This is a genomic window from Plastoroseomonas arctica (genome assembly GCF_018128965.1).
GTDB lineage: Bacteria > Pseudomonadota > Alphaproteobacteria > Acetobacterales > Acetobacteraceae > Plastoroseomonas > Plastoroseomonas arctica.
Genome location: NZ_JAAEDH010000002.1, coordinates 96,930 through 121,186, shown reverse-complemented (window position 1 = coordinate 121,186; position 24,257 = coordinate 96,930). Strand labels below are relative to the sequence as shown.

At 69.7% G+C, this 24,257-nt stretch carries 25 protein-coding genes; 7 read left to right on the top strand and 18 right to left on the bottom strand.

Annotated elements, in window-relative coordinates; genetic code table 11:
* Nucleotides 1-170: 170 nt before the first annotated feature.
* From GXW79_RS02755 to GXW79_RS02735, 5 genes are all read right to left on the bottom strand, one after another.
* Nucleotides 171-1,325 (bottom strand): thiolase C-terminal domain-containing protein, encoded by a 1,155-nt coding sequence (locus GXW79_RS02755; RefSeq protein WP_211872695.1) that lies wholly within the window; start codon nt 1,323-1,325, stop codon nt 171-173.
* Entirely contained in the window at nt 1,325-1,783 is a 459-nt protein-coding gene (locus GXW79_RS02750; RefSeq protein ID WP_211872694.1) for a Zn-ribbon domain-containing OB-fold protein, read from the bottom strand. The genes GXW79_RS02755 and GXW79_RS02750 overlap by 1 nt, the downstream gene beginning before the upstream one ends.
* A gap of 18 nt (nt 1,784-1,801) precedes the next feature.
* A complete protein-coding gene (locus tag GXW79_RS02745) occupies nt 1,802-2,332 on the bottom strand; it encodes a gamma carbonic anhydrase family protein (protein WP_211872693.1) in 531 nt (176 codons plus the stop codon).
* A 212-nt stretch (nt 2,333-2,544) separates the two neighbouring features.
* Nucleotides 2,545-3,510 (bottom strand): Bug family tripartite tricarboxylate transporter substrate binding protein, encoded by a 966-nt coding sequence (locus tag GXW79_RS02740; protein WP_211872692.1) that lies wholly within the window; start codon nt 3,508-3,510, stop codon nt 2,545-2,547.
* Between the two features lie 13 nt (nt 3,511-3,523).
* On the bottom strand, nt 3,524-4,666 hold the full coding sequence (locus GXW79_RS02735) for a CaiB/BaiF CoA transferase family protein (protein WP_211872691.1): 1,143 nt from the start codon (nt 4,664-4,666) through the stop codon (nt 3,524-3,526).
* Nucleotides 4,667-4,795: 129 nt separating this feature from the next.
* Between GXW79_RS02735 and GXW79_RS02730 the strand changes: the two genes are divergently transcribed.
* The gene (locus tag GXW79_RS02730) at nt 4,796-5,740 is read left to right on the top strand and encodes a 2-hydroxyacid dehydrogenase (RefSeq protein ID WP_246503657.1); all 945 of its coding nucleotides are present in this window, start codon (nt 4,796-4,798) and stop codon (nt 5,738-5,740) included.
* The gene (locus GXW79_RS02725; RefSeq protein ID WP_211872690.1) at nt 5,741-6,406 is read left to right on the top strand and encodes a DUF1028 domain-containing protein; all 666 of its coding nucleotides are present in this window, start codon (nt 5,741-5,743) and stop codon (nt 6,404-6,406) included.
* Here GXW79_RS02725 and GXW79_RS02720 read toward each other — a convergent pair.
* The 4 genes from GXW79_RS02720 to GXW79_RS02705 form a co-directional block, all read right to left on the bottom strand.
* The gene (locus tag GXW79_RS02720) at nt 6,357-6,857 is read right to left on the bottom strand and encodes a TspO/MBR family protein (RefSeq protein WP_246503656.1); all 501 of its coding nucleotides are present in this window, start codon (nt 6,855-6,857) and stop codon (nt 6,357-6,359) included. The two genes, GXW79_RS02725 and GXW79_RS02720, sit on opposite strands and share 50 nt — an antisense overlap.
* Nucleotides 6,858-6,861: 4 nt before the next feature.
* Nucleotides 6,862-7,254, bottom strand: coding sequence for a c-type cytochrome (locus tag GXW79_RS02715; protein ID WP_246503655.1), 393 nt, complete (start codon nt 7,252-7,254; stop codon nt 6,862-6,864).
* A gap of 220 nt (nt 7,255-7,474) precedes the next feature.
* Nucleotides 7,475-8,386, bottom strand: a complete 912-nt coding sequence (locus tag GXW79_RS02710; RefSeq protein ID WP_211872689.1) for a polysaccharide deacetylase family protein — start codon at nt 8,384-8,386, stop codon at nt 7,475-7,477.
* A gap of 10 nt (nt 8,387-8,396) precedes the next feature.
* Nucleotides 8,397-9,506 (bottom strand): glycosyltransferase family 4 protein, encoded by a 1,110-nt coding sequence (locus GXW79_RS02705; protein ID WP_211872688.1) that lies wholly within the window; start codon nt 9,504-9,506, stop codon nt 8,397-8,399.
* Nucleotides 9,507-9,655: 149 nt separating this feature from the next.
* Here GXW79_RS02705 and GXW79_RS02700 point away from each other — a divergent pair, with 149 nt between their 5' ends.
* The 3 genes from GXW79_RS02700 to GXW79_RS02690 are packed head-to-tail and all read left to right on the top strand — an operon-like array spanning nt 9,656 to nt 13,717.
* The gene (locus tag GXW79_RS02700; RefSeq protein ID WP_211872687.1) at nt 9,656-11,230 is read left to right on the top strand and encodes an ABC transporter substrate-binding protein; all 1,575 of its coding nucleotides are present in this window, start codon (nt 9,656-9,658) and stop codon (nt 11,228-11,230) included.
* On the top strand, nt 11,227-12,075 hold the full coding sequence (locus tag GXW79_RS02695) for a Rieske (2Fe-2S) protein (protein ID WP_211872686.1): 849 nt from the start codon (nt 11,227-11,229) through the stop codon (nt 12,073-12,075). The genes GXW79_RS02700 and GXW79_RS02695 overlap by 4 nt, the downstream gene beginning before the upstream one ends.
* Complete coding sequence (locus GXW79_RS02690; protein ID WP_211872685.1) at nt 12,068-13,717, top strand: acyl-CoA synthetase; 1,650 nt, start codon at nt 12,068-12,070, stop codon at nt 13,715-13,717. The genes GXW79_RS02695 and GXW79_RS02690 overlap by 8 nt, the downstream gene beginning before the upstream one ends.
* 290 nt (nt 13,718-14,007) lie before the next feature.
* On the opposite strand, the gene GXW79_RS02685 is transcribed toward GXW79_RS02690, so the two are convergent.
* Genes GXW79_RS02685 through GXW79_RS02675 form a run of 3 tightly spaced genes read right to left on the bottom strand, consistent with a single transcriptional unit; the run spans nt 14,008 to nt 16,832 of the window.
* Nucleotides 14,008-15,645: a heparinase II/III family protein gene (locus tag GXW79_RS02685; RefSeq protein ID WP_211872684.1), complete on the bottom strand. Its 1,638-nt coding sequence runs from the start codon at nt 15,643-15,645 to the stop codon at nt 14,008-14,010.
* Entirely contained in the window at nt 15,639-16,289 is a 651-nt protein-coding gene (gene rpe / locus GXW79_RS02680) for a ribulose-phosphate 3-epimerase (RefSeq protein WP_211872683.1), read from the bottom strand. Before rpe ends, GXW79_RS02685 begins: the two co-directional genes overlap by 7 nt.
* Nucleotides 16,290-16,340: 51 nt before the next feature.
* Nucleotides 16,341-16,832: an Lrp/AsnC family transcriptional regulator gene (locus GXW79_RS02675; RefSeq protein WP_211872682.1), complete on the bottom strand. Its 492-nt coding sequence runs from the start codon at nt 16,830-16,832 to the stop codon at nt 16,341-16,343.
* Between the two features lie 88 nt (nt 16,833-16,920).
* On the opposite strand from GXW79_RS02675, the gene GXW79_RS02670 reads away from it, so the two are divergent.
* Nucleotides 16,921-17,925 carry a tripartite tricarboxylate transporter substrate binding protein gene (locus GXW79_RS02670; protein WP_211872681.1) on the top strand — a complete coding sequence of 335 codons (1,005 nt, stop codon included), beginning with the start codon at nt 16,921-16,923 and terminating at the stop codon, nt 17,923-17,925.
* A gap of 95 nt (nt 17,926-18,020) precedes the next feature.
* Here the strand turns inward: GXW79_RS02670 and GXW79_RS02665 are convergent, their stop codons facing one another.
* On the bottom strand, nt 18,021-18,422 hold the full coding sequence (locus GXW79_RS02665) for a hypothetical protein (protein ID WP_211872680.1): 402 nt from the start codon (nt 18,420-18,422) through the stop codon (nt 18,021-18,023).
* Between the two features lie 222 nt (nt 18,423-18,644).
* Here GXW79_RS02665 and GXW79_RS02660 point away from each other — a divergent pair, with 222 nt between their 5' ends.
* Entirely contained in the window at nt 18,645-19,109 is a 465-nt protein-coding gene (locus GXW79_RS02660) for a DUF2269 family protein (RefSeq protein ID WP_211872679.1), read from the top strand.
* A 7-nt stretch (nt 19,110-19,116) separates the two neighbouring features.
* On the opposite strand, the gene GXW79_RS02655 is transcribed toward GXW79_RS02660, so the two are convergent.
* The 5 genes from GXW79_RS02655 to GXW79_RS02635 all read right to left on the bottom strand — a co-directional run bounded on the left by GXW79_RS02655 (nt 19,117) and on the right by GXW79_RS02635 (nt 24,256).
* Nucleotides 19,117-20,016 (bottom strand): transglutaminase family protein, encoded by a 900-nt coding sequence (locus GXW79_RS02655; protein WP_211872678.1) that lies wholly within the window; start codon nt 20,014-20,016, stop codon nt 19,117-19,119.
* Between the two features lie 66 nt (nt 20,017-20,082).
* Nucleotides 20,083-21,078, bottom strand: a complete 996-nt coding sequence (locus tag GXW79_RS02650) for an ABC transporter ATP-binding protein (protein WP_211872677.1) — start codon at nt 21,076-21,078, stop codon at nt 20,083-20,085.
* A gap of 316 nt (nt 21,079-21,394) precedes the next feature.
* Nucleotides 21,395-22,357 (bottom strand): ABC transporter ATP-binding protein, encoded by a 963-nt coding sequence (locus GXW79_RS02645; RefSeq protein WP_211872676.1) that lies wholly within the window; start codon nt 22,355-22,357, stop codon nt 21,395-21,397.
* Nucleotides 22,358-22,367: 10 nt separating this feature from the next.
* The gene (locus GXW79_RS02640) at nt 22,368-23,285 is read right to left on the bottom strand and encodes an ABC transporter permease (RefSeq protein WP_211872675.1); all 918 of its coding nucleotides are present in this window, start codon (nt 23,283-23,285) and stop codon (nt 22,368-22,370) included.
* Nucleotides 23,282-24,256 (bottom strand): ABC transporter permease, encoded by a 975-nt coding sequence (locus tag GXW79_RS02635; RefSeq protein WP_211872674.1) that lies wholly within the window; start codon nt 24,254-24,256, stop codon nt 23,282-23,284. The genes GXW79_RS02640 and GXW79_RS02635 overlap by 4 nt, the downstream gene beginning before the upstream one ends.
* Nucleotide 24,257: the final 1 nt, after the last annotated feature.

The window sequence follows — 24,257 nt, the reverse complement described above, 5'->3', positions numbered from 1 at the left end:
TAACCGCTTCTTAACAACGCATCTTGGTCGTTTTCGTGAAGGATCAATGACTCACGGCGTGTTTGCAGTGCTGTTGGATTCCCTGCCGCCATCTCATGGGATAGATGCAATCAGAAGTTGTCTGATCCTGCGGCTGTGGGCGAAGCGCGGGAGCGCTTCGCCCCGGCGCCTCAGGACGGCCGGTCGCGCCCGAAGATGATCGTTCCCGAGGCACCGAACATCCCGCCCACCCCGTGGCAGACGGAGATGTCGACATCGGGCACCTGCGCGGGGGCGATCCCGCGCACCTGGCGCACGCTCTCCTGCAGGGCGAACATGCCGTACATGCCGGTGTGGGTGTAGGAGAGGCCGCCGCCATTGGTGTTCATCGGCAGCTTGCCGCCGGGGGCGGTGTTGCGGTCCATGATGTAGCGCCCGGCCTCGCCGCGCGGCACGAAGCCGAGGTCTTCAAGGCCGTAGAGCGGCAGATGCGCAAAGGCGTCGTAGATCATCAGGTGGTCGACATCGGCGTGGGCGATGCCGGCCATCTTGAAGGCTTCCGGCCCGGCGACGCGGAAGGCGCGGGAGGAGGTGAAGTCCTCCATCTGCGAGATCATACCCGTCTCCACGCTTTCGCCCGAGCCCAGGATATAAGCCGGCTTGCCCGGAAAATCCTTGGCACGGTCGGCGCTGGTCAGGATCAGCGCGCCGCCGCCATCGGTGACCAGGCAGCACATCAGGATGCGGAAGGGCCAGGCGATCATGCGGCTGTTCAGCACGTCGTCGACGCTGATCGGGTCGCGGAACATCGCACGCGGATTCTTCCCCGCCCATTCGCGCTGCACCACCGCGACGGTCGCGAACATTTCCTCCGTCACGCCATAGGTCTTCATGTAGCGCAGCACGGGGATGGGAAAGAGGGTCGGCGGGCCGAACGGGCCGAAGGGGGCCTCGAACTGGCCGTTGAGCGTGGCGGGCTCCGGCGGTCGCTGGGCGCCGGCGATGCGCGACTTCCCACTTTCGCCGTGGCAGATCAGCGCGGTGTTGCAGTAGCCCGCGGCGATCGCGGCCGCGGCGTGGCGCACGTGGAGCATGAAGGAACACCCGCCCACGGAGGTGCCATCCACCCAGCGCGGCGTGATGCCCAGATACTGCGCGAGCAGCTGCGGGCGCATCGCGCCGACCCAGGCGATGCCGTCGATATCGCCGGGCTTAAGTCCGGCATCGGCCATGGCGTTGAGCGCGGCATCGGCGGCGAGGCCGATCTCGGAAAGGTTCGGCACTGCGCCGAGGTGGGTGGTCTCGGCCGCACCTACGACCGCGACGGAGCCGGGAACGTAGGACATCACTCGACCCCCATGCTGACGCCGGTGCGCCCGGCGGCAGGTGTTGCGGCGGGGCGGAACAGCGGCAGCGAGATGGCGTCATCCATCGGCACGAAGACGACCTCGAGCGCGAGGTCGAGTGGCAGCGCCTCGGGCGTCTGCGGGCAGCCCACGATGTTGGTCATCATGCGCGGGCCTTCCTCCAGTTCCACCACGGCGATCGCGTAGGGTGGGGTGAAGCCGGGCACCGGGCGGTGGTGGATGACGTAGCTGTGCAGCGTGGCGCGCCCGCTCGCCTCGAAGACGGAGACGTTGCGCGTGCCGGTGTAGGGGCTGAACGGGCGCGGCGGGAAATAGGCGCGGCCGGTATCGCCGCAGCGCTGCAGCAGCAGCTTGCCATCCTTCGCGCCGTCCCAGAAGTGCTTGGTCTCCGGTGTCGGCATCGGCTTGGGCCGGCCGGGCTCCAGGGTGATGGTCATGGGCGTATTTCCTTCCCTTCAATCAACGCGCTTGAGGCCGGCGGCAAAGCGTTTCCAGTTGCGCACATAGCCGCTGGCCGAACCGAGGATTTTTGTCGCCACCTCGGCGTCGAGCGTGCGCACCGCCTTGGCCGGCGCGCCGACGATCAGTGAATACTCGGGAAACACCTTGCCCTCGGAGACGAGCGCGTTGGCACCCACGATGGAGTGCGCGCCGATCACTGCCCCGTTCATCACCGTCGCTCCCATGCCGATGAGTGCGCCATCCCCCACCGTGCAGCCATGCAGGATGGCGTGATGGCCCACCGTGACATCCGCGCCGATGGTGAGCGGGAAGCCCATATCTGCGTGCAGCATCGCGCCCTCCTGGATGTTGGTGCGCGCACCGATGACGAGGGGTTCATTGTCGCCGCGCAGCACCGCGCCGAACCAGATGCCGACATCCTCGCCCAGCACGACCTTGCCGATGACATGGGCGTCGGGTGCGACCCAAAAGTGGCCCTCGCCGGGGGTCTCGGGCGCGGCTCCATCGAGGCTGTAGAGCGGCATGGTCGATCCTCCCAATTCTTGCCCGCATTGGGCCATGCCCGGCGCGCGCGCGCCAGAGGGGCGACCGGCGCCTGAGGTCGCTACTCGGGGCGCGCCCTGCGCGCGCACCGCAACAGCGAATGCGCGAACGCCCGTCGCGCGGCGAGCCCAGCGGCCTCGTGCCGACGGCATGCCACCGGCGTGACGGCCGCGATCGCGCCTGAGGTCGCAAACTAATCCAGCTGGATGTTGCCCTCGCGCACGATCGCGCCCCACTTCGCGACCTCGGTCTCCAGGAAGGCGCGGAACCCCTCCGGCGTGGAGCCGACCGGCTCGCTGCCCTCGGCGGCGAGGCGCGCGCGGATCTCGTCGCTCCCCAACGCCTTGCGCATCTCCTCGGACAACCGTGCCAGGATCGGCGCCGGCAGGCGCGCGGGCGCGACCAGGCCGGTCCAGTTCACCAACTCGAGCGGCAGGCCCTGCTCGATCAGCGTCGGCACGTCGGGGAAGGCCGCCGCGCGCGTGGCCGAGGTGACGGCGATGGCGCGGACGTCGCCTGATTCCAGCACGCCCTTCACCGAAAGCGGATTGGCCGAATAGACGTCGAGCCGCCCGGCCAGCAGGTCTGCCACCACGCCGCCGGCGCCGCGATAGGGGACCTGGGTGATGTCGATATTGGCGCGGCGGTTCATCACCTCGCCCTGCAGATGCCCCACCGTGCCATTGCCGGGATGCCCCGCACTCAGCTGGCCCGGCCGCGCGCGCGCCAGCGCGATCAAGTCCGCGAGGTTGCGCACCGGCGAGGACCGCGCGACGACGATGATGTTGGGCTGCCGCGCGACGATCCCGATCGGGGTGAAGTCGCGCAGCGGATCATAGGGCAGGGTGCGGTACAGCGCCGGGTTGATCGCGAGGTTCGAGGTCTGCCCCAACCCGATCGTGTAGCCGTCAGGCGGCGATTTCGCGACGGCGTCGAGCCCGATGCCGCCGCCCGCGCCGGGACGGTTGTCGGCGACGATCGTCCAGCCGGCCGAGGACGCCATGCGGGTGCCGAGGTCGCGCGCGACCGTGTCGGTGCCGCCGCCCGGCGGGAAGGGAACGATCAGGCGGATCGGCCGGTCCGGCCAGCCGGCCTGTGCGCGGGCGATGCGCGGTGCGGCGAGTGCGGCCGTGGCGGCCAGGATCATGCGGCGTTGCATGGGCTTGTCTCCCCTATCGGTCGCGTGGCAGCGCGCCGAGGATTTCGTCATTGTGCTCGCCGATGCGCGGCAAGTCGTGGCGCACGCCCAGGCGATCCGCCCCGAACTGGATAGGCAGCGCCGGCACCTTCACCGATCGCCCATCAGGCAGCGTCACCGGCAGCAACCCGCCCCCGGCGAGAAGGTGCGGGTCCTCGAACAGATCCCAGGGCGTGTTGATGCGCGAGAAGGGCAGTCCTGCTTTCTCGCACATCGCCTCGATGGCGGCGGCGGAGTGCTTCTTCAGCAGTGTGGCGACCAGCGGGATGAGGATCTCGCGATGCGCGGCGCGGGTGTTGTTGGTGGCGTAGCGCGTGTCGTCCAGATCCGGCTCGTTCAGGGCGCGGGTGAACACCTCCCATTGCCGGTCGGTGACGACGCCCACGAACACCTGCACGCCGTCGGCGCTGTCAAAGATGTCGTAGACACCCCAGGCGCGGCGGCCACCCGGCATCGGCGGCGGCGCAGTACCGCTGATCGCCTGCTGCAGCATGTGGGTGGAGACCAGGAAGGCGGAATTCTCGAACAGGCCGGACTGGATGTGCTGGCCCTTGCCGGTCGCCTCGCGCTGACGCAGGGCCGCGAGGATGGCGATGGCGCCGAACATCCCGCCCATCATGTCGTTCACCGAGGCGCCCGCGCGCAGCGGCCGTCCCGGCGGGCCGGTCATGTAGGCGAGGCCCGACTGCATCTGCACCACCTCGTCGAGCGCGGTGCGGTTCTCGTAGGGGCCGGGCAGGTAGCCTTTGAGCGAGCAATAGATCAGCCGCGGGTTGCGCTCAGAGAGCGCGGCATAGCCGAGTCCCTTGGCGTCGAGCCCGCCGGGGCGGAAATTCTCGATCACCACGTCGGCGCCGTCGATCAGGCGCAGCAGCATCGCGAGATCCTCGGGTGCCTCAGTGTCGAGCATCACGGACTTCTTGTTGCGGCAGAAGGCGGCGAAAAAGCCCGCGCCCGAGGCGGTGAGCGCGCGCGTGCGGTCGCCGCCCGGCGGCTCCACCTTGATCACGTCGGCCCCGAGATCGGCCAGCACCAGGCCGCAGGTCGGGCCCATGACCATGTGCGAAAATTCGACGACGCGAACGCCCTCCAGCGGCAGTTTGGTGGGCTTGGCCATGGGCGTGTTCCTCCGGTTGGCATCCGTCATAGAGGCAAATGCGCCGGGGATGAATTCCCCCGCCCTTCCCGAGAGCGTGCGGGCGGGCTTCAATCGCGGCGAAGGGAGGAACAAGGGAGGGAATGCGCGATGCGCGAATTGCTTGTGGTGAAGTCCGGCGGGCCGGCGGCTTTCGTGGAATGGCAGGCGGCCTTCGCCGCTGTGGCGCCGGGGCTTGAGCTTGCGCTCTGGGGCGACCCGGCGCTCGATCCTGCCCGCATCACCCATGCCCTCGTCTGGGACCCCGAGCCAGGCGCGCTGGCGCGGCTGCCGGCCCTGGAGGTGATCTTCGGCGCCGGCGCGGGAGTGGACGCGATCATCGCCGACGCCGAACTGCCGCGGCACATCCCCCTGGTGCGCATGGGGGTGGAGGGGGCGGCGCAGCGCATGGGCGAGTATGTCGCCTGGGCGGCGCTGGGGCTGCTGCGCGACCAGCGGCGGCTGGCCATCGCGCAGGCCGCTTCGCGATGGGATTATTTCGAACCGGAGAACACGGCGCCCGAACGGGTGGTGGGGATCATGGGCCTGGGCGTGATGGGCACGCGCGCGGCGACGATGCTGCAGGGCCTCGGGTTCGGCGTGGTCGGATGGTCGCGCACCGAAAAATTCGTCCCCGGCGTGCGCAGTTTCGTCGGTGATGCGGAACTGGCTGCCTTCCTCGCGGAATCCGACATTCTGGTGGTGCTGTTGCCGGCGACCGAGGCCACGCGCGGCCTGATCGCGGCGCCGCTGCTGGCCTGCGCGAAGCCTGGCGCCGGGCTGATTCTCGCCGGCCGCGGGACGCAGGCGGTGATCCCGGACATCCTCGCCGCGCTCGATGCCGGGCAGCTCTCCGGTGCGGTAATCGACGTCTTCGACCCCGAGCCGCTGGCCGCCGACAGCCCGGTCTGGGCGCACCCCAAGGTGACGGTGACGCCGCACTGCGCGAGCCTGCCGAGCCGGCGGGAACGTGCCGCTTATGTGGCCGAGGTCATGGCGCGGCATCGGCGCGGCGAGGCGCTGCCCAACCTCTATGACCCTTTGCGAGGCTATTGAATGACCTACTCCCTGCTCGCACGCTGCGCCGAGACCGGTGCGTTCGGGGCGGCCGTGACCACGTCCGGCATCGCGGTGGGCGCGCGGGTGGCGTTCTGCGCGGCGGGGGTCGGGGGCGTGCTGACGCAGCACCGCACCGACCCGCGCCTGGGCCCGCGCGGGCTCGACCTATTGCGCTCCGGCTGCACCGCCGAGGAGACCATCGCGGGGCTGGTCGGCTCCACGCCGCACCATCGCTACCGCCAGTTGGCGGCGATCGATGTCACGGGCGCGACCGCGCATTTCGACGGCGCGTTGGTCAAGCCCGAGCGCGGCGTCGCGCATGGGCTCGACGTCGTCGCGATCGGCAATATCCTCGCGAGCAGCGCGGTGCCGCAGGCCATGGCAGAGGCTTTCCTTGCCAGCGCTGGCGAATTGCTCGCCGAACGGCTGCTGCGCGCGCTCGAAGCCGGGGAGGCTGCGGGTGGCGAACACGGCGCGGTCCGCTCGGCGCATCTGCTGGTGGTGGAAAGGGAGAGCTTCGCCCTCGTCGACCTCCGGATTGACTGGGCGGAGGCGCCGCTGCCGGCAATGCGCGCGCTTTGGGAGGAATACCGCCCCGAGCTGCGCGACTACGTCATGCGCGCCCTGGATCCGGAGAACTGCGTGCCGCAGGTGCCGCGTTGAGTCGCCAGATGGAGAAATTCAGGCAACCGGCAATCGTCACCCAAAGAAGATAGGGTGCAAGGAGCCAGGTGGCGATCGGCTCGATGGGGTAGAACATGACCATCGTGGCCAGGATCGACGCCCAGAGCAGTAGCAACTCGAGCATTGCAAGCCCGATCCGGTGCATGCCGAAAAAGATGGCGGACCAGCCAGCGTTGATCACCAGCTGTGCCCCGTAGACACCGAGCGCCGGAGTCCAGCCGCCTGCACGCCAGACGAGCCAGCCGGACACCGAGATCATGATGAACAAAATTGTCCAGACCACGGGGAACGCCCATTTCGGCGGGTTCCACCAGGGCTTGGCCAGCCCGTCGTACCAAGCCCCCGGCTTGAACACGGCGCCGCTGCTCGCAGCGAGAAAGTTCGCTGCGAAGAATCCGGCGAGTCCGAGCCAAACCGAGAGTTCCATCATGCCATCATTGCGGCGTGGAGCTGCGCTGCAGGAAGGCGATCACGTCCGCCACCTGCTGCGGCTGGCGCAGGCCCGGGAAGGACATGGCGCCCTGCGGCAGGACGTCCTTCGGATTGGTCAGGTAGCGCGTCAGGGTCGCGTCGTTCCAGGTGAGGCCCGCCGCCGCCTGCTCACGCAGGTTGGCGGAGTAACGGAAATTCTCGCGCTGGCCGGCGGCACGGTTGTAGATGCCGTTCAGGTTCGGGCCGACGCCGTTGCGGCCGCCGGCTTCGATGGTGTGGCAGGCGCGGCACTGGTTGAAGATGCGCTGGCCGGAATCGGCATCGCCGCCCTCGGCGAAGGCACCGGCGGCGGGCAGCATCAGAGCCATTGCGGCCAAGACAGTCGAAATACGCATCCCGTTGTTTCTCCCTGACGGACGATCCAGTAGCAACACGCAACTTCGGTGCGAAGGGAAACGCGTCAACCCCGTCGGGGTTCCGCGCTCCGTGACATCTCGACAGCGCACCGGGCAACCGGACATGCCTTGCCCAAGTGCCATACGATGTTGGTCAAACAATGGAAACCCGGCATGGGTTTCAGCGTCCCGTGCCGGTGACCAAAGCTTCATCTTCGTGTCAGACGAGCGTCGCCCAATGCGCGGCGATATCGCGCCGGCGCGCCACCCAGATGCCGCTGCGCTTGGCGACGTGTTCGAGAATGGCCTCCAACCCGCCGATCCGCGCCGGACGGCCGATGAACCGCAGATGCAGCCCAATCGAGAGCATCTTCGGCGCGCTCGCCCCCTCCTTCAGCAGCCGCTCGATCGCGCGGATGCAGTATTCGGAGAAGTCGCGCGCCTGCACGAAGCCGCCACCCGGTCCGAAGCGCATGTCGTTGGTGTCGAAGGCGTAGGGCAGGATGACGTGCGGGCGCGGTGCGGCCTGGTGCATGCGCGGGACGTCGTCATCGTAGCAGTCGCTGTCGTAGAGGAAGCCGCCCTCCTCCATCAGCAGCCGGCGCGTGTTGACCGAGGCGGAGGATTTCGTGTGCCAGCCCACCGGGCGCTGGCCACAGGCCTTCTCGATGGCTGCGACGGTCGCCGCGATCACTGCGCGTTCGCGCGCTTCCTCCATCCCGGCGTGGCTTTCCCAGCGCCAGCCATGCGCGCTGATTTCATGCCCGCGCCGCGCCGGCTCGGCCGCGAGGCTGGGTGTGGCCGCGATGCAGCGACCGCACGAGGAGAAGGTGGCCTTGAAGCCATGCGCGTCGAAGGCGTCCATCACCCGCCAGATGCCAACGCGCGCGCCATAGGCGAAGTGGCTTTCCATGCACAGGTCCGGCGCGCCCACCACCTCCCGGTTCACCTCGTACACCGCCTCGTTCCGCTCGTCGCCGGAGGCGAGCGACATCTCCGCCCCTTCCTCGACATTCACGACGAAGGACAGCGCCAACCGCGCATCGCCTGGCCATTGCGGAAAGGGCGATAGCGCCCGTCCCACCAGGTCGCGCGAGGCGGGCGGCATGCCGCCGGGGAGGAGGTCGCTCATGGCATCCCCTTCACAATCCGAGACAATCCAATGTGTGCCCGATCACCTTGGCCTCGTCGAACAGCGCGCGCGCCCGCTGCCGCCCGGCCTCGCCCATCCGCGCCCGAAGCGCCGGGTCCGCCGCCAGCCGCGCCAGCGCCGCGGCCAGTGGCGCATCCTGCGCCGGCGGCACCAGCAGCCCCGTCTCCTCGGCCACGACCTGCTCGCGCGGCCCGCGCACATCCGTCGCGACCACCGGCAGACCCGTCAGCATGGCCTCGATGATCGACATCGGCAGCCCCTCGAAATGCGAGGGCAGGGTGAAGACATCCGCCGCCGCCAGCAGCCGCGCCACGTCATGGCGGTAGCCCAGGCGTTTGAGCCGCGGGCCGAGCGCGGCCTCGGCACGCGCGAAATCGGCGTCCAACGACTGCCCATGGTCGGAGGGCAGGCGCTCGCCCACCACCCAGAGCGTGGCATCCGGGACGGCCTCCATGGCGCGCAACAGTTCCGGGTAGCCCTTGTGCCGCACCAGGCGCGAGACGGCGATCACCACGCAATCCCCATCTGCTGCGCCCAGCTCCGCCCGCAACGCCGCGCGCGCCGCCGGATCCGGGCGGAACACCGCCGGGTCGCGCCCGTTGAGCACCGCCTCCGCCCCCGCATGAATATGCAGCCGGCGCGCATCCGCCGCCTCCTCCGCACTCACCGTCAGGAAGCGATCCGTCACCCGCCCCGCCAGCCACTCCAGCCCGAAGGACAACCCGCGCCGCCACCAGGGGCCGGGTTGGTTGAACAGGAAGCCGTGGCATGTGTACGCAATGCGGGGCACGCCCGCCCGCCACGCCGCCATGCGCGCGAGAAACCCCGAAATCGGCATGTGCGCATGCACCATGTCCGGTCGCTCGGCGCGGAACAGCGAGAGCAGCGCGCGGTAGGCGCGCCATTGCGCGACGGGGCTGAGGCTGCGCGCCATCGGCGGTGTCACGATACGAAAACCATCCGCGCGCGCGGTGTCGAGCAGCGGCCCCTCCGCGCAGACGCCGATCACCTCATGGCCGCGCGCCCGGGCGCCGCACATCAGCGGCAGGACGAAATGGCGCAGCGCGAAATCGACGTTGGCGACCTCGATGACCTTCATCGGCGGGGACCGGCGCGGGGCGTTCTCGCTCGACGTTGCGAACAACGCTCCCTTGCGCAACCCCGCGGCCATCCATTCCTGTACCCGCATCCACGGGTCGGGCGAAGCCGTAGAGCAGCGGACGCACCGGTCAGCATCAGGAGCAAGGCATGCATCGCAGGACGATTATGGCCCTCACCGCCGGCGCCCTCGCCGCCCCCGCCCTGCCCCGGGCGACACGGGCGCAGTCGGCGAGCCTGCTGCGCTTCGTGCCGGCCTCAGACCTCTCGATCCTCGATCCCATCCTCACCTCGACCTACATCACCCGCAATCACGGCTATATGATCTTCGACCAGCTCTATGGCCAGGACGAGGCCTTCCGCCCGCAGCCGCAGATGGCCGAGGGCCACAGCATCGAGGAGGATGGCCGCCGCGTCACCATCCGCCTCCGCCCCGGCCTGGTCTTCCATGATGGCGAGCCGGTGCGCGCACGCGACGCCGTCGCCTCGATCCGCCGCTGGGCGGCGCGCGACCAGCTCGGCCAGACCATCATGGCGCTGACGGATGAGCTGGCGGCGAACGGGGACCGGGACATCGTGTTCCGGCTGAAGCGACCCTTCCCGATGCTGTTCGCGGCGCTGGCGAAAACCTCGCCACCGGTGGCCTTCATGATGCCCGAGCGCGTCGCCGCCACGCCGCCCGACCGCGCCATCACCGAGATGGTGGGCAGCGGCCCGTTCCGCTTCCTCGCGGCCGAACGTGTGCCCGGCGCGCGCAACGTCTATGCCAAATTCGATCGCTACGTGCCGCGCGGCGAGGCCGCCAGCAGCACCGCCGGCGGCAAGGTGGTGCATTTCGACCGCGTCGAATGGCGCACCATCCCCGACGCCGCGACCTCGGCCGCCGCGATCCAGACCGGCGAGGTGGATGCGTGGGAATACCCCGCGACCGACCTGCTGCCGCTGCTGCGCCGCAACCGCGACATCCTGGTGGAAAACCCCGACCCCACCGGCTTCATCGCGCTGCTGCGCTTCAACCACCTCACGCCCCCCTTCAACGACCCAGCGATGCGCCGCGCGCTGCTCTCCGCGGTCGCGCAGCCGGACTACATGCGCGCGGTCGCCGGTACCGACACGGCGATGTGGAATGCGGGAATCGGCTTCTTCCCGCCCGCCTCGCCGATGGCGAGCGATGCGGGGATGGCCGCGCTCACCGGCCCGCGCGACCTGGCCGCCGCGCGCGCGGTGCTGGCGGGCCAGCGGGTGAAGCTGATCGGGCCGGCCGACTACCCGCAGGTGCAGGCGCTGACCGAAGTCGCCGCCGACATGCTGCGCCGCACCGGCGTGGAGCTCGACTACACGCCGAGCGACTGGGGCACGGTGCTGCAGAGCCGCGCCAATCGCGGGCCGGCGGCGCAGGGCGGGTGGAACCTGTTCTGCACCTTCCTCTCGGGCCTCGACCTGATGAATCCGGGCGTGAACTTCTTCCTCCGCGCGCATGGCGCCGCCGCCTTCGCCGGCTGGCCGGAGTCGCCCGCACTGGAGGGGATGCGCGAGGAATGGCTGCAGGCGCCGGACCTCGCCGCGCAGCGCGCGATTGCGACGCGCATCCAGGCCCAGGCCTTCACCGACCTGCCCTACATCCCGCTCGGCCAGTTCTTCCAGCCGACGGCCTGGCGGCGCAGCGTGCAGGGCGTGCTCAAGGGGCCGACGCTGTTCTGGAACATCCGGCGCGTCTCGGCATGACCAGCACTACCCCGGAAGCCACCGCCGCCGACCCCGCGCTGCACCTTGCCGCCACCTACCGGCGCGAGGTCGGCGCGAGCGTGGACCGCATCTTCGAGAACGTGTTCGACTGGGAGCACCTTCCCGCGCTGCACGACAGCTATTTCACGGCCGTCGAGCGCCTCGATAGCGGCGACTGGGGCTGGCGCATCCGGCTCTCGCGGCCGCCCAGCACGCCCGATCGCGAACAGGTGCTGCGCCTGGAGGTGGATCGCGCGCGCCACCGCTACACCGCAATCTTCGAGGAGGGCATCGGCGCCGGCACCCGCTTCTGGACGCTGATGACGCCGCTGGACGCGCACCGTACCGCGGTCGAGGTGCGCTATTACCTGCCGGAGATGCGCCCTGAGAAACTCGCCGTCCTCGGCGGAAAATACATGGCGAGCTGCGAGCGCCTCTGGTCCGAGGATGAGGCGATGATGCAGCATCGCGAGATGGCCGAGGCCCGCGCCCGCGCCTGGGCCGCCGCACCCCGCCCGAAGCCCGAGCCGGTGGAGCTCGGCCCGGTCGCGGCGCTGCTGCCGCGCCTGCCGCTGGTGGTGGCTTTCGCCGAGCGCCCCTTCCGCGTGGTGGCGCTGGAGGATGGCGCGCTGGTCGCGCATTCCACCATCTGCCCGCATTGGCTCGGGCCGCTGGAGGATGCCCCCGTCGAGGATGGCTGCGCGATCCGCTGCCCCTGGCATGGCTGGCGCTTCGACGCGCGGACCGGTGCGAGCCTCGATGGCCACCGCGCCCGCCTGGCACCGGCGCCGCGCGTGGCGGTGGCCGCCGACGGCATGGTCACGCTCGTCCCCGCCGATGGCTGAGCCGGGCCTCGCGGCCAGGCTGCACGATCTCGGTCTGGAGCCGGCCGAGGCCGGCCGCTGGCGCATCCCGCTGCCCGAACACGCCAACATCACCGCCGACACGCTGGGCCTGCACGCCACCGGGCCGCGCGCGCATCGCGTCGCGGTGCGCTTCGAGGCGGCGGATGGCGCCATCACCGACATCACCTATGCGGGTCTCGACGATGCGGTGCGGCGCCTGGCCACGCTGCTCACCGGGTTGGGCGTCGGGCGCGGCGACCGCGTCGCCATCCACACCGATGCGCGGATCGAGACGGTGATGGCGCACCTGGCCACCTACCGCCTGGGCGCGATCGCGACGACGCTGTCGCAGCGCTACGGGCCGGACACGCTGCGCCACGCACTGCGTGACAGCGGCGCGACCGTCCTGCTCACCGAGGCCGAGGCCTGGCGCCCCGTGGCCTTCCTCCGCGCGGACTGCCCGGACCTGCGACACGTGCTGGTCATCGGCGACACCGCGCAGGGCGAGATGGCCTTCAACACCTGGCGCGACGCCGCGCCAGCGACCGGCCCGTGCGTCACGACGCGCGCCGATGAGCCCGCGCTGCTGGTCTACACCTCCGGCTCCACCGGCCAGCCCAAGGGCGTGCTGCACGCGCACAGCCTGCCGCACGCCTATCGCCCGACGATCGAACTCTTCTACGACCTCTCGCTCGACATGCCCGACGCGGTGCTGTGGACGCCGGCCGACTGGGGCTGGCTCGCTGCCCTCGTGGACACGATCTACCCCGCGCTCCAGGCCGGCCAGATGCTGGTGTGCAGCAACCACCGCTTCGACCCGGACTGGGCGCTGAATTTCATGGCGCGGCACGGCGTGACCCACACGCTGCTGCTGCCGACCGGCCTGAACCGCATGGCGCAGATCGCCCACCCGCGGCAGGGCCGCGCCTTTCGCCTGCGCTGCATCTTCACCGGCGGGGAACCCCTGCCCGTCCGCACCATCCGCTGGGTGGAAGAGGCGCTCGGCACCGTGCTGAACGAGGGCTACGGCATGTCCGAGGTCAACCACATGATCGGCAATTGCCGCGCGCTGCGCCCCATCCGCCATGGCTCGATGGGCTGGGAATACCCAGGCCACGTCGCCGCCCTTGTCGACGAAGCGGGTGTCGAGATCGCCGATGGCGAGGTGGGCGAGATCGTCACCGTGCCCACCACGCCCACGCTCTTCCTCGGCTACTGGAACCGGCCCGACCTCACCGCGGCCATGCGCCTCGGCCCCTGGATCCGCACCGGCGACCTCGCGGTCCGCGACGCCGATGGCTACTACTGGTACCGCGGCCGCGGCGACGACCTCATCAAGGCCGGCGGCGCGCGCATCGGGCCGACTGAAATCGAGGATGTGCTGATGGCGCATCCGGCGGTGGCCGAGGCCGCGGTGATCGGCGTGCCCGACGCCGAGCGCGGCCAAGCGGTGCAGGCCTGCATCCGCTTGGCCGCGGGCGTCACGGCCGACGCGGCCCTCGAAGATGCGCTGCGCCAGCATGTCCGCGAACGCCTCGGCGGATACAAGGCGCCGCGCCACTTCGCCTTCCTCACAGAGATGCCGGTGACAAGCTCGGGCAAGGTGTCGCGCTCGGCACTGCGCCGGATGGCGGCGCAGTAAGGCCAGGGGCTCTGCCCCTGGACCCCGCGAGGATCGTGTCGATCCTCGACCTCCATTTGTTGGTTCTTGGTTTTGGGAGGGTGGTTCTGGGGTCTGTCCGGAATGCCTGTCATCGGGAGAGGGTGGCCGTCACGCGCTCTCATCTGGTGATCGCTCCCGGCCACCCTCTCCCGATGACAGGCCCTGATAAAAGTCCAGGACCCACCTTCCAAACCCAGGACCAACACACGCCAGGGTCCAGGGATCGGCGCGATCCCTGGCGGGGGTCGAGGGGGCGGAGCCCCCCGCCTTCACGGCGCCGGCAGGCTCACGCGGCTGATGGCCCATTGCACTAGCCCGGTGTCGCCGGTGGCGAACAGCGCGATCTGCTGGCTCCGTTTGGCGTCAGAGCCGAGGTGCACGCTTTCTTCGATCGCCACGCGCGCGCCATTGGCGCGCAGGCGCCACCCGATGCCCGACGGCAGGCGGAGCAGGACGGCGGTCTCGTCCTGTTGGGCGGAGGCGGTGACGCCGGGGTGCAGGTGAAAGCGCACGGCGAAGCCGGGGAGCGGTTTGCCTTCGGCCATTTCGACGCGGTCGTGGCCGCGCAGATCGTCGCCGGATTCCGAGAGATAGAGTCGGCGGCGGTGGATGGCGCCGAAGGCGCGGGCGTAGCCGTCATGGCTGAGTTCGAGGAGTTGGCCGCCCGAGGCTTCCTGCCGTTCGGATTCGACGCGTTCGGGGCGCCGGCCGAGGCCTGAATCGCGCAGTTCGGCGCTGTTGGTGTCCGACAGCGTGAGGGTGGAGTGTGCGGCGGTGGCGCGGAGTGCGTCGCGCCAGCCAGCCTCGGCGGCGGGGGCGGCGCCGCAATTGACGATCATGCGTTCGCGCCCGACGGACATTTCGAAGGCGAGGGTGCCGGCGTGCGCCAAGCGGTCGGCGCCGCGGGGGATGCCTCCCGGTCCGGTGGCGCCGGCGCGCTGGGACGGGGGGGCGCCGCAATCGATGATGACAAGGGTACGGCCGGCCTGCAGGCGCTGGAAGCCGGTCTCGGGCAGGACCAGCGGGGCGCGGCTGCGGGCCTGGCCTTGCGTCAGGACCAGGTCGACCATGGCGGAGTTCTCGTCGCGCGTGCCGTTGAACAGCGCGAGCCCACCGTCGCCGTGGCGGAGCGAGCGCAGCGCGGGGGCGGCGCGGTCGAGTGCGACGGTGAGGTGGGGCGGGGCTTCGATCTCGACGCCGTGCAGCAGGTTGCGGATCTCGATGAGGTCCTTCAGGGCCTCCATCTGCTGGGCGGGGCTGCGTTCGATATGGCCGCCATCGGGGTGGAACTGGCGCTCCAGCTCGGGGGGCAGGAAGCGCACGCAGCGCTGCAGGAAGGCGTCGTCATCCAGGGCGACGGCGGCGGCCAGCGCGCCCTTGAGCGCGACGAGGGCGCCGCGATGCGCGGCCTCGGCGGGCAGGGCGGCGATCAGGTCGCGCGCATCGGTCGCCAGGCGCTGCATGATGGCACGGCGGAAGCCGTCCTCGGCGGTGGCGGCGAAGAAATCCCAGTTGCCGAGCCAGGAGGAGATGCGGGCGCCGACGACCTCGGGGGCGGAGGCGAGCGGGGCGTGGGCGATGGCGAGCCAGTCCGCCGAGAGCGCGCGGGCGCGGATGCGCGCGGCGTCGGAGCCCAGCGTGCGCAGGTCGCGCAGCCAGAAGAAGCTGTGCACGGCGACGCGCCAGGGCGGCGCGCCATCCTGGTCGCCCCAGCCGATCGGCGGCGCGCCGGCCTCGTCGGAGGGCAGCAGCGGGCGGACGGAACCGGCATATTCGAACTCGCCGCGCAGCAGCCGGGCGCCGCGGGCGGCATCGCCGGGCCAGAGGTCGCGGAACGGGCGCGAAGGCGCTTCGGGCGCGCGGACGGGGCGCAGCTTGGTGAAGCTGCGGAGCAGACCCTTCAGCATCCGCGCAGCCCGGCGATGGCGGTGGCGTAGTCGGGCTTGGCGAAGACTGCGGTGCCGGCGACCAGCACATCGGCGCCTGCTTCGACGCAGAGCGGCGCGGTTTCGGTGGTGACGCCGCCATCGACCTCGAGGCGGATGTCGCGGTCGCCGATCAGCGCCTTGAGCGCCGCGATCTTCTGGAGCTGGCTACGAATGAAACTCTGGCCGCCAAAGCCGGGGTTCACGGACATGACGAGGACCAGGTCGAGCAGGTCGATCACTTCCGCGACATGGGCGATGGGTGTGGCGGGGTTGAGCACCACGCCGGCCTTCTTGCCCAGCGCGCGAATCGTCTGGAGCGAGCGGTGCAGATGCGGCCCGGCCTCGGGGTGCAGGCTGATCCAGTCGGCGCCGGCCTCGGCGAATGCGGCCAGGTAGGGGTCGGCGGGGGCGATCATCAGGTGCACGTCGAACGGCATCGCGCTCAACGGGCGCAGCGCTTTGATAAGCCCTGGGCCGAAGCTGATGTTGGGCACGAAGTGGCCGTCCATGATGTCGAGATGTAGCCAGTCCGCGCCCGCCTTCTCGATCGCGGCGACCTCGGCACCGAGGCGCGTGAAATCGGCGGCAAGCAGCGATGGCGCGATTCGGACTGGATTCTTCACCGGCACTTCATAGCGGGCTTCGCCGCACCCGACAGGGTCAAATCGCCAGGATCATATCGGGAGCGCGGTGGTCTCCTTCACGCGCTCCATCGCGAAGCGGGAGGTGACCTTGCGCAGGCTCGGCACCTCGGCGGTGAGGCGGCGGTAGAAGCTGTCGAAGGCCGCCATGTCCGGCACCATGACGTGCAGCAGGTAGTCGACATCGCCGCCAAGGCGCCAGCAGGCCAGCACCTCCGGACGCTTGGCGACCACCTGGGCGAAACGTTCGATCCAGCCTTCGGAATGGTCCCCCGTCTCGATCGCAACGAAGACCGAGACGTCGAGGCCGACCAGGGCGGGGGCGACGAGCGCCACGCGCGCGGTGATAACGCCGGCCTGCTCCATCCGGCGGATGCGCTTCCAGCAGGGGGTGGGGGTCAGCCCGATCTCCTGCGCGATCTCGGCCAGCGAGAGGGTGGCGTCGCGTTGGATCATCCGCAGGATCGCGCGGTCGATGTGGTCCAACTCCGCGCTTGGGCGTTTGGGGGCGATTTCATCGTTCATGGCGGCCTACTTAGCACAATAATCTTCTTCTTGCGCACATTCCATGCGTGTGGAGAAAGACATTCCAAAACTAGCGATGAGCAACCCCATGAACCATACCGTCTCCCGCCGCGCCCTGCTGGGCGCGCTTCCCCTCGCCGCGCTCGCTTCCCGCGCCGGCGCCCAGGCCGCCGCCCAGGCCGGCGTGCTGGCCGGCGCCGCCCGCACCGAGTGGGCGCCCGACCGCGCGGTGCGCATCATCATCCCCGTCGCGCCCGGCGGCAGCCTGGACATCCTCGGCCGCACCATCGCCCGCGCACTCTCGCCCGCGCTCGGCCAGCCGGTGGTGGCGGAGAACCACGCCGGCGCCGGGTCCAACCTCGCCTTCGAGTTGACCGCCCGCGCCCGGCCCGACGGGCTGACGTTGCTGGTCGGCTCCGACCCGCTGACCATCAACCCGGGCCTGTATCCGCGCGTGGGCTACGACCCGGTGCGCGACTTCGCCCCAATCATCGAGATGGTGCGCGCGCCGCAGGTGCTGGTGGTCAACCCAGCGAGCCCGGTGCGCGACCTCGCGGGCTTCGTCGCGGCGGCCCGCGGCGCCGAGGGCGCGATGACGGTGGCAAGCCAGGGCAACGGCTCCATCGGCCATCTCGCGGGCGCCCTGTTCGCGCGCGAGCGCGGGATCGCGTTCACCCATGTGCCCTATCGTGGCGGCGGCCCCGCCGTGTTGGACGTGGTGGCGGGCCATGTCGATGCGCTTTTTGTCACTCTGCCCGCCGCGATCGAGCATATTCGTGGCGGCCGGCTGCGCGCACTCGCCGTTACCTCGGCCGAGCCGAGCCCGGCCCTCCCCGATGTGCCGAGCATCGAGAATTTAGACGTCGTCACCTGGCAGGGGCTGCTCGCCCCCGCCGGCACGCCGGGCCCGATCATCGCCCGCATCGCCGAGGAGACCGGCCGGGCGCTGCGCGATCCGGCGCTGCGCGAGACGCTGACCAGCCAGGGGTTTGCCGTTACGGGGACCGGGCCGGAGGCCTTCGCCGCCCATATCCGCTCCGAGGCGGAGCGCTGGCCGACGCTGGTCCGCGCCGTCGGCGCACGCGTCGAGTGACGCGAAGCGCCTGACGCGGAAACGCCCGGCCTTGCGGCCGGGCGTCCCGGGTCAACCGATGGCCGCATGGGGACCAGCCCCCGGTCGACGCAGGCTCAGTTCACGCGCGGCGCGGCGGGAACGCTGGTCGCCGGCGCGCTCGCCTGCGGCGTCACCGGCCGGATCTCGGCACGGGGCGTCACGACGGTCGCGCTCGGGGCGGGCGACGTGCCGGGGCGAACCTCGGCGCGCGGCGTGGTGACGCTGCCGCTCGGGTTGGCCGGGGTGGCCGGGCGCGTCGCCTGGGTGCTGCTCGCCGCGGCCGGGTGCTGGACCTGGTTGCGGGGCGTGCTCGTCGCATGCGGCGCGGTCGTGGCGTGCGGTGCCGTCGCGGCGGGCGGGGTCGTGGTGGTCGCGCCGGTGGCGGCGGGCGCGGTGGTGCCGGCGGCCATGGCACCGGCCGAGAGGCCGATCATCAGGGCGGACACGGCGAAGGACGTCTTGAGAAGCTGGCGCATTGGGTACCCTCCTTGGTGGGTTGTTGCGCTTTGGCGCAGTCAGGAGTTGGCACCCGCGGCCAGGCCGCCTGATGGCTGCGCGAAGGTCAATTCGCGGCGATTGCGGCGCCGCCGCGCCGGCCGCGGCGAAACGAAGGCGGGTGTGGCGCCCGCCTTGATCGGCGTGCCATCTCGCCAGCCCCGCCGGGAAGTGCGACACGCGCGCAGGGGGACGCGACACGCATGGCCTATGATGTTTTCCTGACGCTGCACGTGCTCGGCCTGGTGCTGCTGCTCGGCAACGTCACCGTGACCTCGATCTGGAAGGTCTTCGCCGATCGCGGCGGCAATCCCGTCATCATCGCCCATGCCCAGCGCCTGGTGACCATCACCGACTGGTTCTGCACGGGTGGCGGGATCGTCCTGCTGTCCGTCGGCGGCTTCGGCGCCGCCTATGTCGCCGGCATGCATCCCTTCGGCGCCGACTGGCTCATCTATGCCGAGCTGCTGTTCGTGATTTCGGGGTGCCTGTGGCTGTTCATCCTGGTGCCCATCCAGGTCCGCCAGGCCCGCATGGCCCGCGGCTTCGCCGATGGCAGCCCGATCCCCGAGGCCTATTGGCGCGAAGCCCGGCGCTGGATCTTCTGGGGCTTGGTCGCGACCGTCCCGCTGGTGGCCGCGACCTGGGTGATGATCGCCAAGCCCTGAGCCGCGCTCAGCACTCTGCGCGCTTGGACTGGTCCGGCTCAACCGACACATCCACCTCGAGCCCGAGCGAATCGCGCTCGCCGCCGACGAAGCCGCCACCCACCGGGATCGCCTGCTCCGGCGTGCGCGTCACCGCCACGCGGATGAGGTTCGCGCCCGCGATCAGCCCGTTGGTCGGGTCGTATTCCACCCAGCCGGCACCGGGCAGGTAGATCGAGCACCAGGCATGCGTCGCGCCGCCGCCATGTGTCTCGACATCGTCCTCTTCATAGAGGTAGCCGGTGACGAAGCGGGCCGCGAAGCCGAGCGCGCGCGCCGCCTCCATCATCAGCAGCGCGAAGTCACGGCAGGTGCCGACCCCGGTCGCCAGCGTGACGGTGGCCGGGTTGGTGCCCTCCTCCTCGCGCGCCTCGTACTTGAACTCGTCATGGATGGTCCGCGTCATCGCGGCGAGCATGTCGAGGGTACGGCTCTCGCCCTTGTCGCCGAGGAAGCGCCGCGCCCAGGCGTCGACGACACGCGCCTCGTCCGGCAGGTGCCGCTCGCGCAGCCGCGCGACGTCGGCCGCCTCGTCGGAGGCATAGGAGAAGGGGTAGAGCTCCGCGCCCGGGTCGAGCGTCGCGGCCGGCAACCCGCTGCCACCAGGAAAATGCTGCAACGCGAGTGTGGAGGTGATGTCGAGCCGCTCGGTCCGCGCATCCTCGTCCCAGTTGAGCAGGCAGATCGAATTGCCGAACACGTCATGCGCCCAGCGCGTCGATTCAGGGGCAGGGGCGATATCCAGCGTCGCTTCCAGCAGGCGCAGATCATGGCTGTCCTGCGGACGCACCATCAGCCGATGCTGCAGCAGCCGGACCGGCCGCGCATAGCGATACGTCGTCCGATGGGTGACGCGGATGCGATTCACGAAAGAACATCCTTCTGCGCGGAGCCCGCACGGTAGGCGAACACCACAGACGGCGCGCAGTTGCCCTCAGTGTGCGTCGTTCAGATGGCACGCACTGATGCGGCCCGGCGCGATCTCGCGCAAGGCCGGCCGCTCCTCGCGGCACCGCGCCATGACATGTGGGCAGCGCGGATGGAAATGACATCCCGACGGCGGATTAAGCGGCGAGGGAATTTCCCCCGTCACCACCTTGAAGGCGCGCTTGCGCGCCTCGATCCGCGGCACCGCGGCCAGCAGCGACTGCGTGTAGGGATGGTTCGGACTACCGAACACCTCGACCGCCGGTGCCGATTCCACCACCCGCCCGAGATACATGATCACCACCCGATCCGAGAGATGCTCCACCACGCCCAGATCATGGCTGATGAACAGGTAGGTGAGATCCAGCTCCCGCCGCAGCTTCATGAACAAATTGAGGATCTGCGCCTGGATCGACACGTCCAGCGCCGCCACCGCCTCGTCACACACCAGCACGTCGGGCTTCACCGCCAGCGCACGCGCAATCCCGATCCGCTGCCGCTGCCCGCCCGAGAACTGATGCGGATACCGCGCCTTCAACGCCGGATCCAACCCCGCCCGCCGCAGCTGATCATCGACGTAATCCGCGCAATCCGCGCGCGAGACGATGCCATGCACCCGTGGCGCCTCGCCCACGATCTCCGCCACCTTCATGCGCGGATTCAGGGACGCGTACGGATTCTGGAAAATCATCTGCGTGCGCAGCTTCGCCTCGCGCGCCGCGGCCGGCGCCAGACCCGCAATGTCGCGCCCCTGCCGCATCACCGTGCCCGAGCTGGGCGGCAAAATCCCCGCCACCATCCGCCCCAAGGTGGACTTCCCACACCCGGACTCACCCACCAACCCCACCACCTCGCCCTTCGCAATCACGAGGTCCACACCATCCACGGCATGCACCACCTCCTCTCGGATGGGCGCGCCCAATCGCTTCAACACCTTCCCGGCGAAATCGAGCTTCTTCTCGAACCGCCGGGACACACCACGCAATTCGATCATCGGCGTCATCCGTGTGGGGCTGAAGAAAGCATGGGGGCGCTGCCCCCAAACCCCCGCCGGGGATCGCGCCGATCCCCGGGCCCCTGCGTGTGTTGGTCCTGGGTTTGGGAGGGGTGTGTTTGCGGTGATGCGCCGGGTTGGGGAGGGGGTGCGTCGAGGGTGTGCCTTCGATCGAGGGCGCTCGCTGCACCCCCTCCCCAACCCGGCTCGCCTTCGGCGAAACTCCCCTCCCAAGACCAAGAACCAACAGATGGAGGTCCAGGATCGACACGATCCTTGTGGGGGGTTTGGGGGGCAAAGCCCCCCATGCTTTCTTCACGCCCCCTCATAGGTGAGGCCGATGGCAGCGTACCTGGCGTCCCGGCAGGATCGTGCGGAGCTCGGGTTCGACGAGGCACTCGTCAGCGGCGCGGGGGCAGCGGGCGCGGAAGGCGCAGCCTTGCGGCAGGGCGAGCATGGAGGGGGTCATACCGGGAATTTGGCGCAGGGGTTCGCCGCGTTTGTTGCGCGACGGCACGCTGCCGATGAGGCCGTGGGTGTAGGGGTGGAGAGGGCGGTCGAGGACCTCGTCCACCAGGCCGTGTTCGACGACGCGGCCGGCGTACATCACCGCAATATCGTCGGCGAGGCCGGCGACGACGGAGAGGTCGTGGGTGATCCAGATCAGCGCGGTGCCGGTGTTGGCGGCGAGCTTTTGGACCTCGGCGAGGATCTGGCCCTGGATGGTGACGTCGAGCGCGGTGGTGGGTTCGTCGGCGACGATGAGGTCGGGGCGGTGGAGGAGGGCGATCGCGATGGCGACGCGTTGTCGCATGCCGCCGGAGAACTGGTGCGGATAGGATTTGAGGCGCTCGTCTGGCGAGGCGATGCCGACCATGCCGAGTGCGTCGCGGGAGCGTTGGCGGGCTTCCTCACGAGAGGTCTTTTCGTGCGCCTGGACGGTCTCGATCATCTGCGTGTCGATGCGGAGCACCGGGTTCAGCGTCATCATCGGGTCTTGGAAGATCATGGCGATGCGGTTGCCGCGGAGGTGGCGCATCTCCTCTTCCGACAGCGTCGCGAGGTCGCGGCCCTGGAACAGGATGGATCCGCCGGTGATGCGGCCGGGTTCGTCGACCATGCCGAGGATCGAGAAGCCGGTGACGGTCTTTCCCGACCCGGACTCGCCGACCAGGCCCAGGACCTTGCCGCGCGCGACGGTGAAGGAGACGCCGTCCACGGCTTTCACCACGCCGGCGCGGGTGAAGAAATGGGTGCGCAGGTCGCGGACTTCGAGCGTGAGGCTCACGTCTTGAGGCTCACTTCTTTAGCCTGGGGTTCAGCACGTCGCGCAGCTGGTCGCCCACCAGGTTGATGGAGACGATGGTGATGAGCAGCGCGATGCCCGGGTAGAAGCTGATCCAGTACTTGCCGGACAGCATGTACTCGTAGCCGTTGGCGATCAGCAGCCCGAGCGAGGGTTCGGTGATCGGCACGCCCAGGCCGAGGAAGGACAGCGTGGCCTCCAGCGCGATGGCGCGCGCGACCTGCATGGTGCCGACCACGATCAGGGGAGGCAGGCAGTTCGGCAGCAGGTGGCGGAACAGGATGCGGTGCGTGGGCAGGGCCAGGCATTGCGCGGCCTCGATGTATTCGCGGCGGCGCTCGACGAGCGCAGTGCCGCGCACGGTGCGCGCGTAGTAGGCCCATTCGACGATGACCAGCGCGATGACGACGTTCAGCACGCCCTTGCCGAGGAAGGCGAGGATCATCAGCGCGGCGAGGATTGCGGGGAAGGACAGCTGCAGGTCGACCAGGCGCATGATGGCGCCATCGGTGCGGCCACCAGCATAGGCCGCGAGCAGGCCGAGCGAGGCGCCGACAAGGCAAGCGATGATGGCCGAACCCGCACCCACGATCAGAGAGATGCGCAGCCCGTAGATGATGCCCGAGAGCATGTCGCGGCCCTGGTCGTCGGTGCCGAGCCAATGGGTGATGCCCGTGGCCCCGACGCTGCCCGGTTCCAGCCTGCCGTCCATGATGTCGAGCACGCCGAGGTCGTAGGGGTCCTGCGGCGAGATCCAGGGCGCGAAGATGGCGGCGAGCGCGATCAGCGTGAACACGACCAGCGCGCCGAGCGCGACCTTCGATTCACAGAATTCAGAGACGAAGCGGCGGAACGGCGTCTCGACGCGCGGCGGCGCGGGCGCCGGCGCCGGCAGGGCGGTGGTGCTCATCCCTTGCTCTCCAGCCTGACGCGCGGATCGAGGAAGGAGTAGGTCAGGTCCACGATCAGGTTGATTGTGATGAACATCAGCACGATGGTCATCAGGTAGGCGACGATCACCGGGCGGTCGAGCACGTTGATGCTGTCGATGATGAGCTTGCCCATCCCCGGCCAGGCGAAGACGGATTCCGTCACCACCGAGAAGGCGATGGTGGAGCCGAGTTCCAGCCCCACCACGGTGACCACCGGGATCAGGATATTCTTGAAGACATGCACGAAGGTGACCCGCGCGGGCGAGAGGCCCTTGGCGCGCGCGAACTTCACGTAATCCATCAGCATCGTCTCGCGCACGCCGGCTCGGGTGAGGCGGATCACCAGCGATATCTTGAACAGCGCGAGGTTGGTCGCGGGCATGATGAGATGCGCTAGGCCGTCTTGCGTGAGGAAACTCCAACGCAGGCCGAACAGCATCGCCGTCTCGCCGCGCCCGGTCGAGGGCAGCCAGCCCAGCTGCACCGCGAAGACCATGATGAGCATCAGTCCGACCCAGAAGGTCGGCAGCGAAAAGCCCAGGATGGAGATCGCCAGGATCGCTTTGCTGATCGCCCCGTTCGGCCGCAGGCCCGCATAGAGCCCGAGCGGCAACCCGATGATGATCGCCATGATGGTGGCGCCGAGGGCCAGTTCCAACGTCGCCGGCATCCGCCCCATGATCAGCTGCAGCGCCGGTTCGTTGAACACGAAGCTGCGCCCGAGATCGCCGCGCAGCGCATTGCCCAGGAAGACCAGGTATTGCATCCACAGCGGCTTATCCAGGCCGAGCGCGATGATCGCGCGCTCGCGCTCGATCTGGTCCGCGTCGGGCGCGATCAGGATGTCGACCGGATCGCCGATGGCGAAGACGCCGAGGAACACGATCAGCGACATCACCGCCATCACGCCGACCGCCTGGATCAGCCGCCGCAGCAGATAGAGACTCATG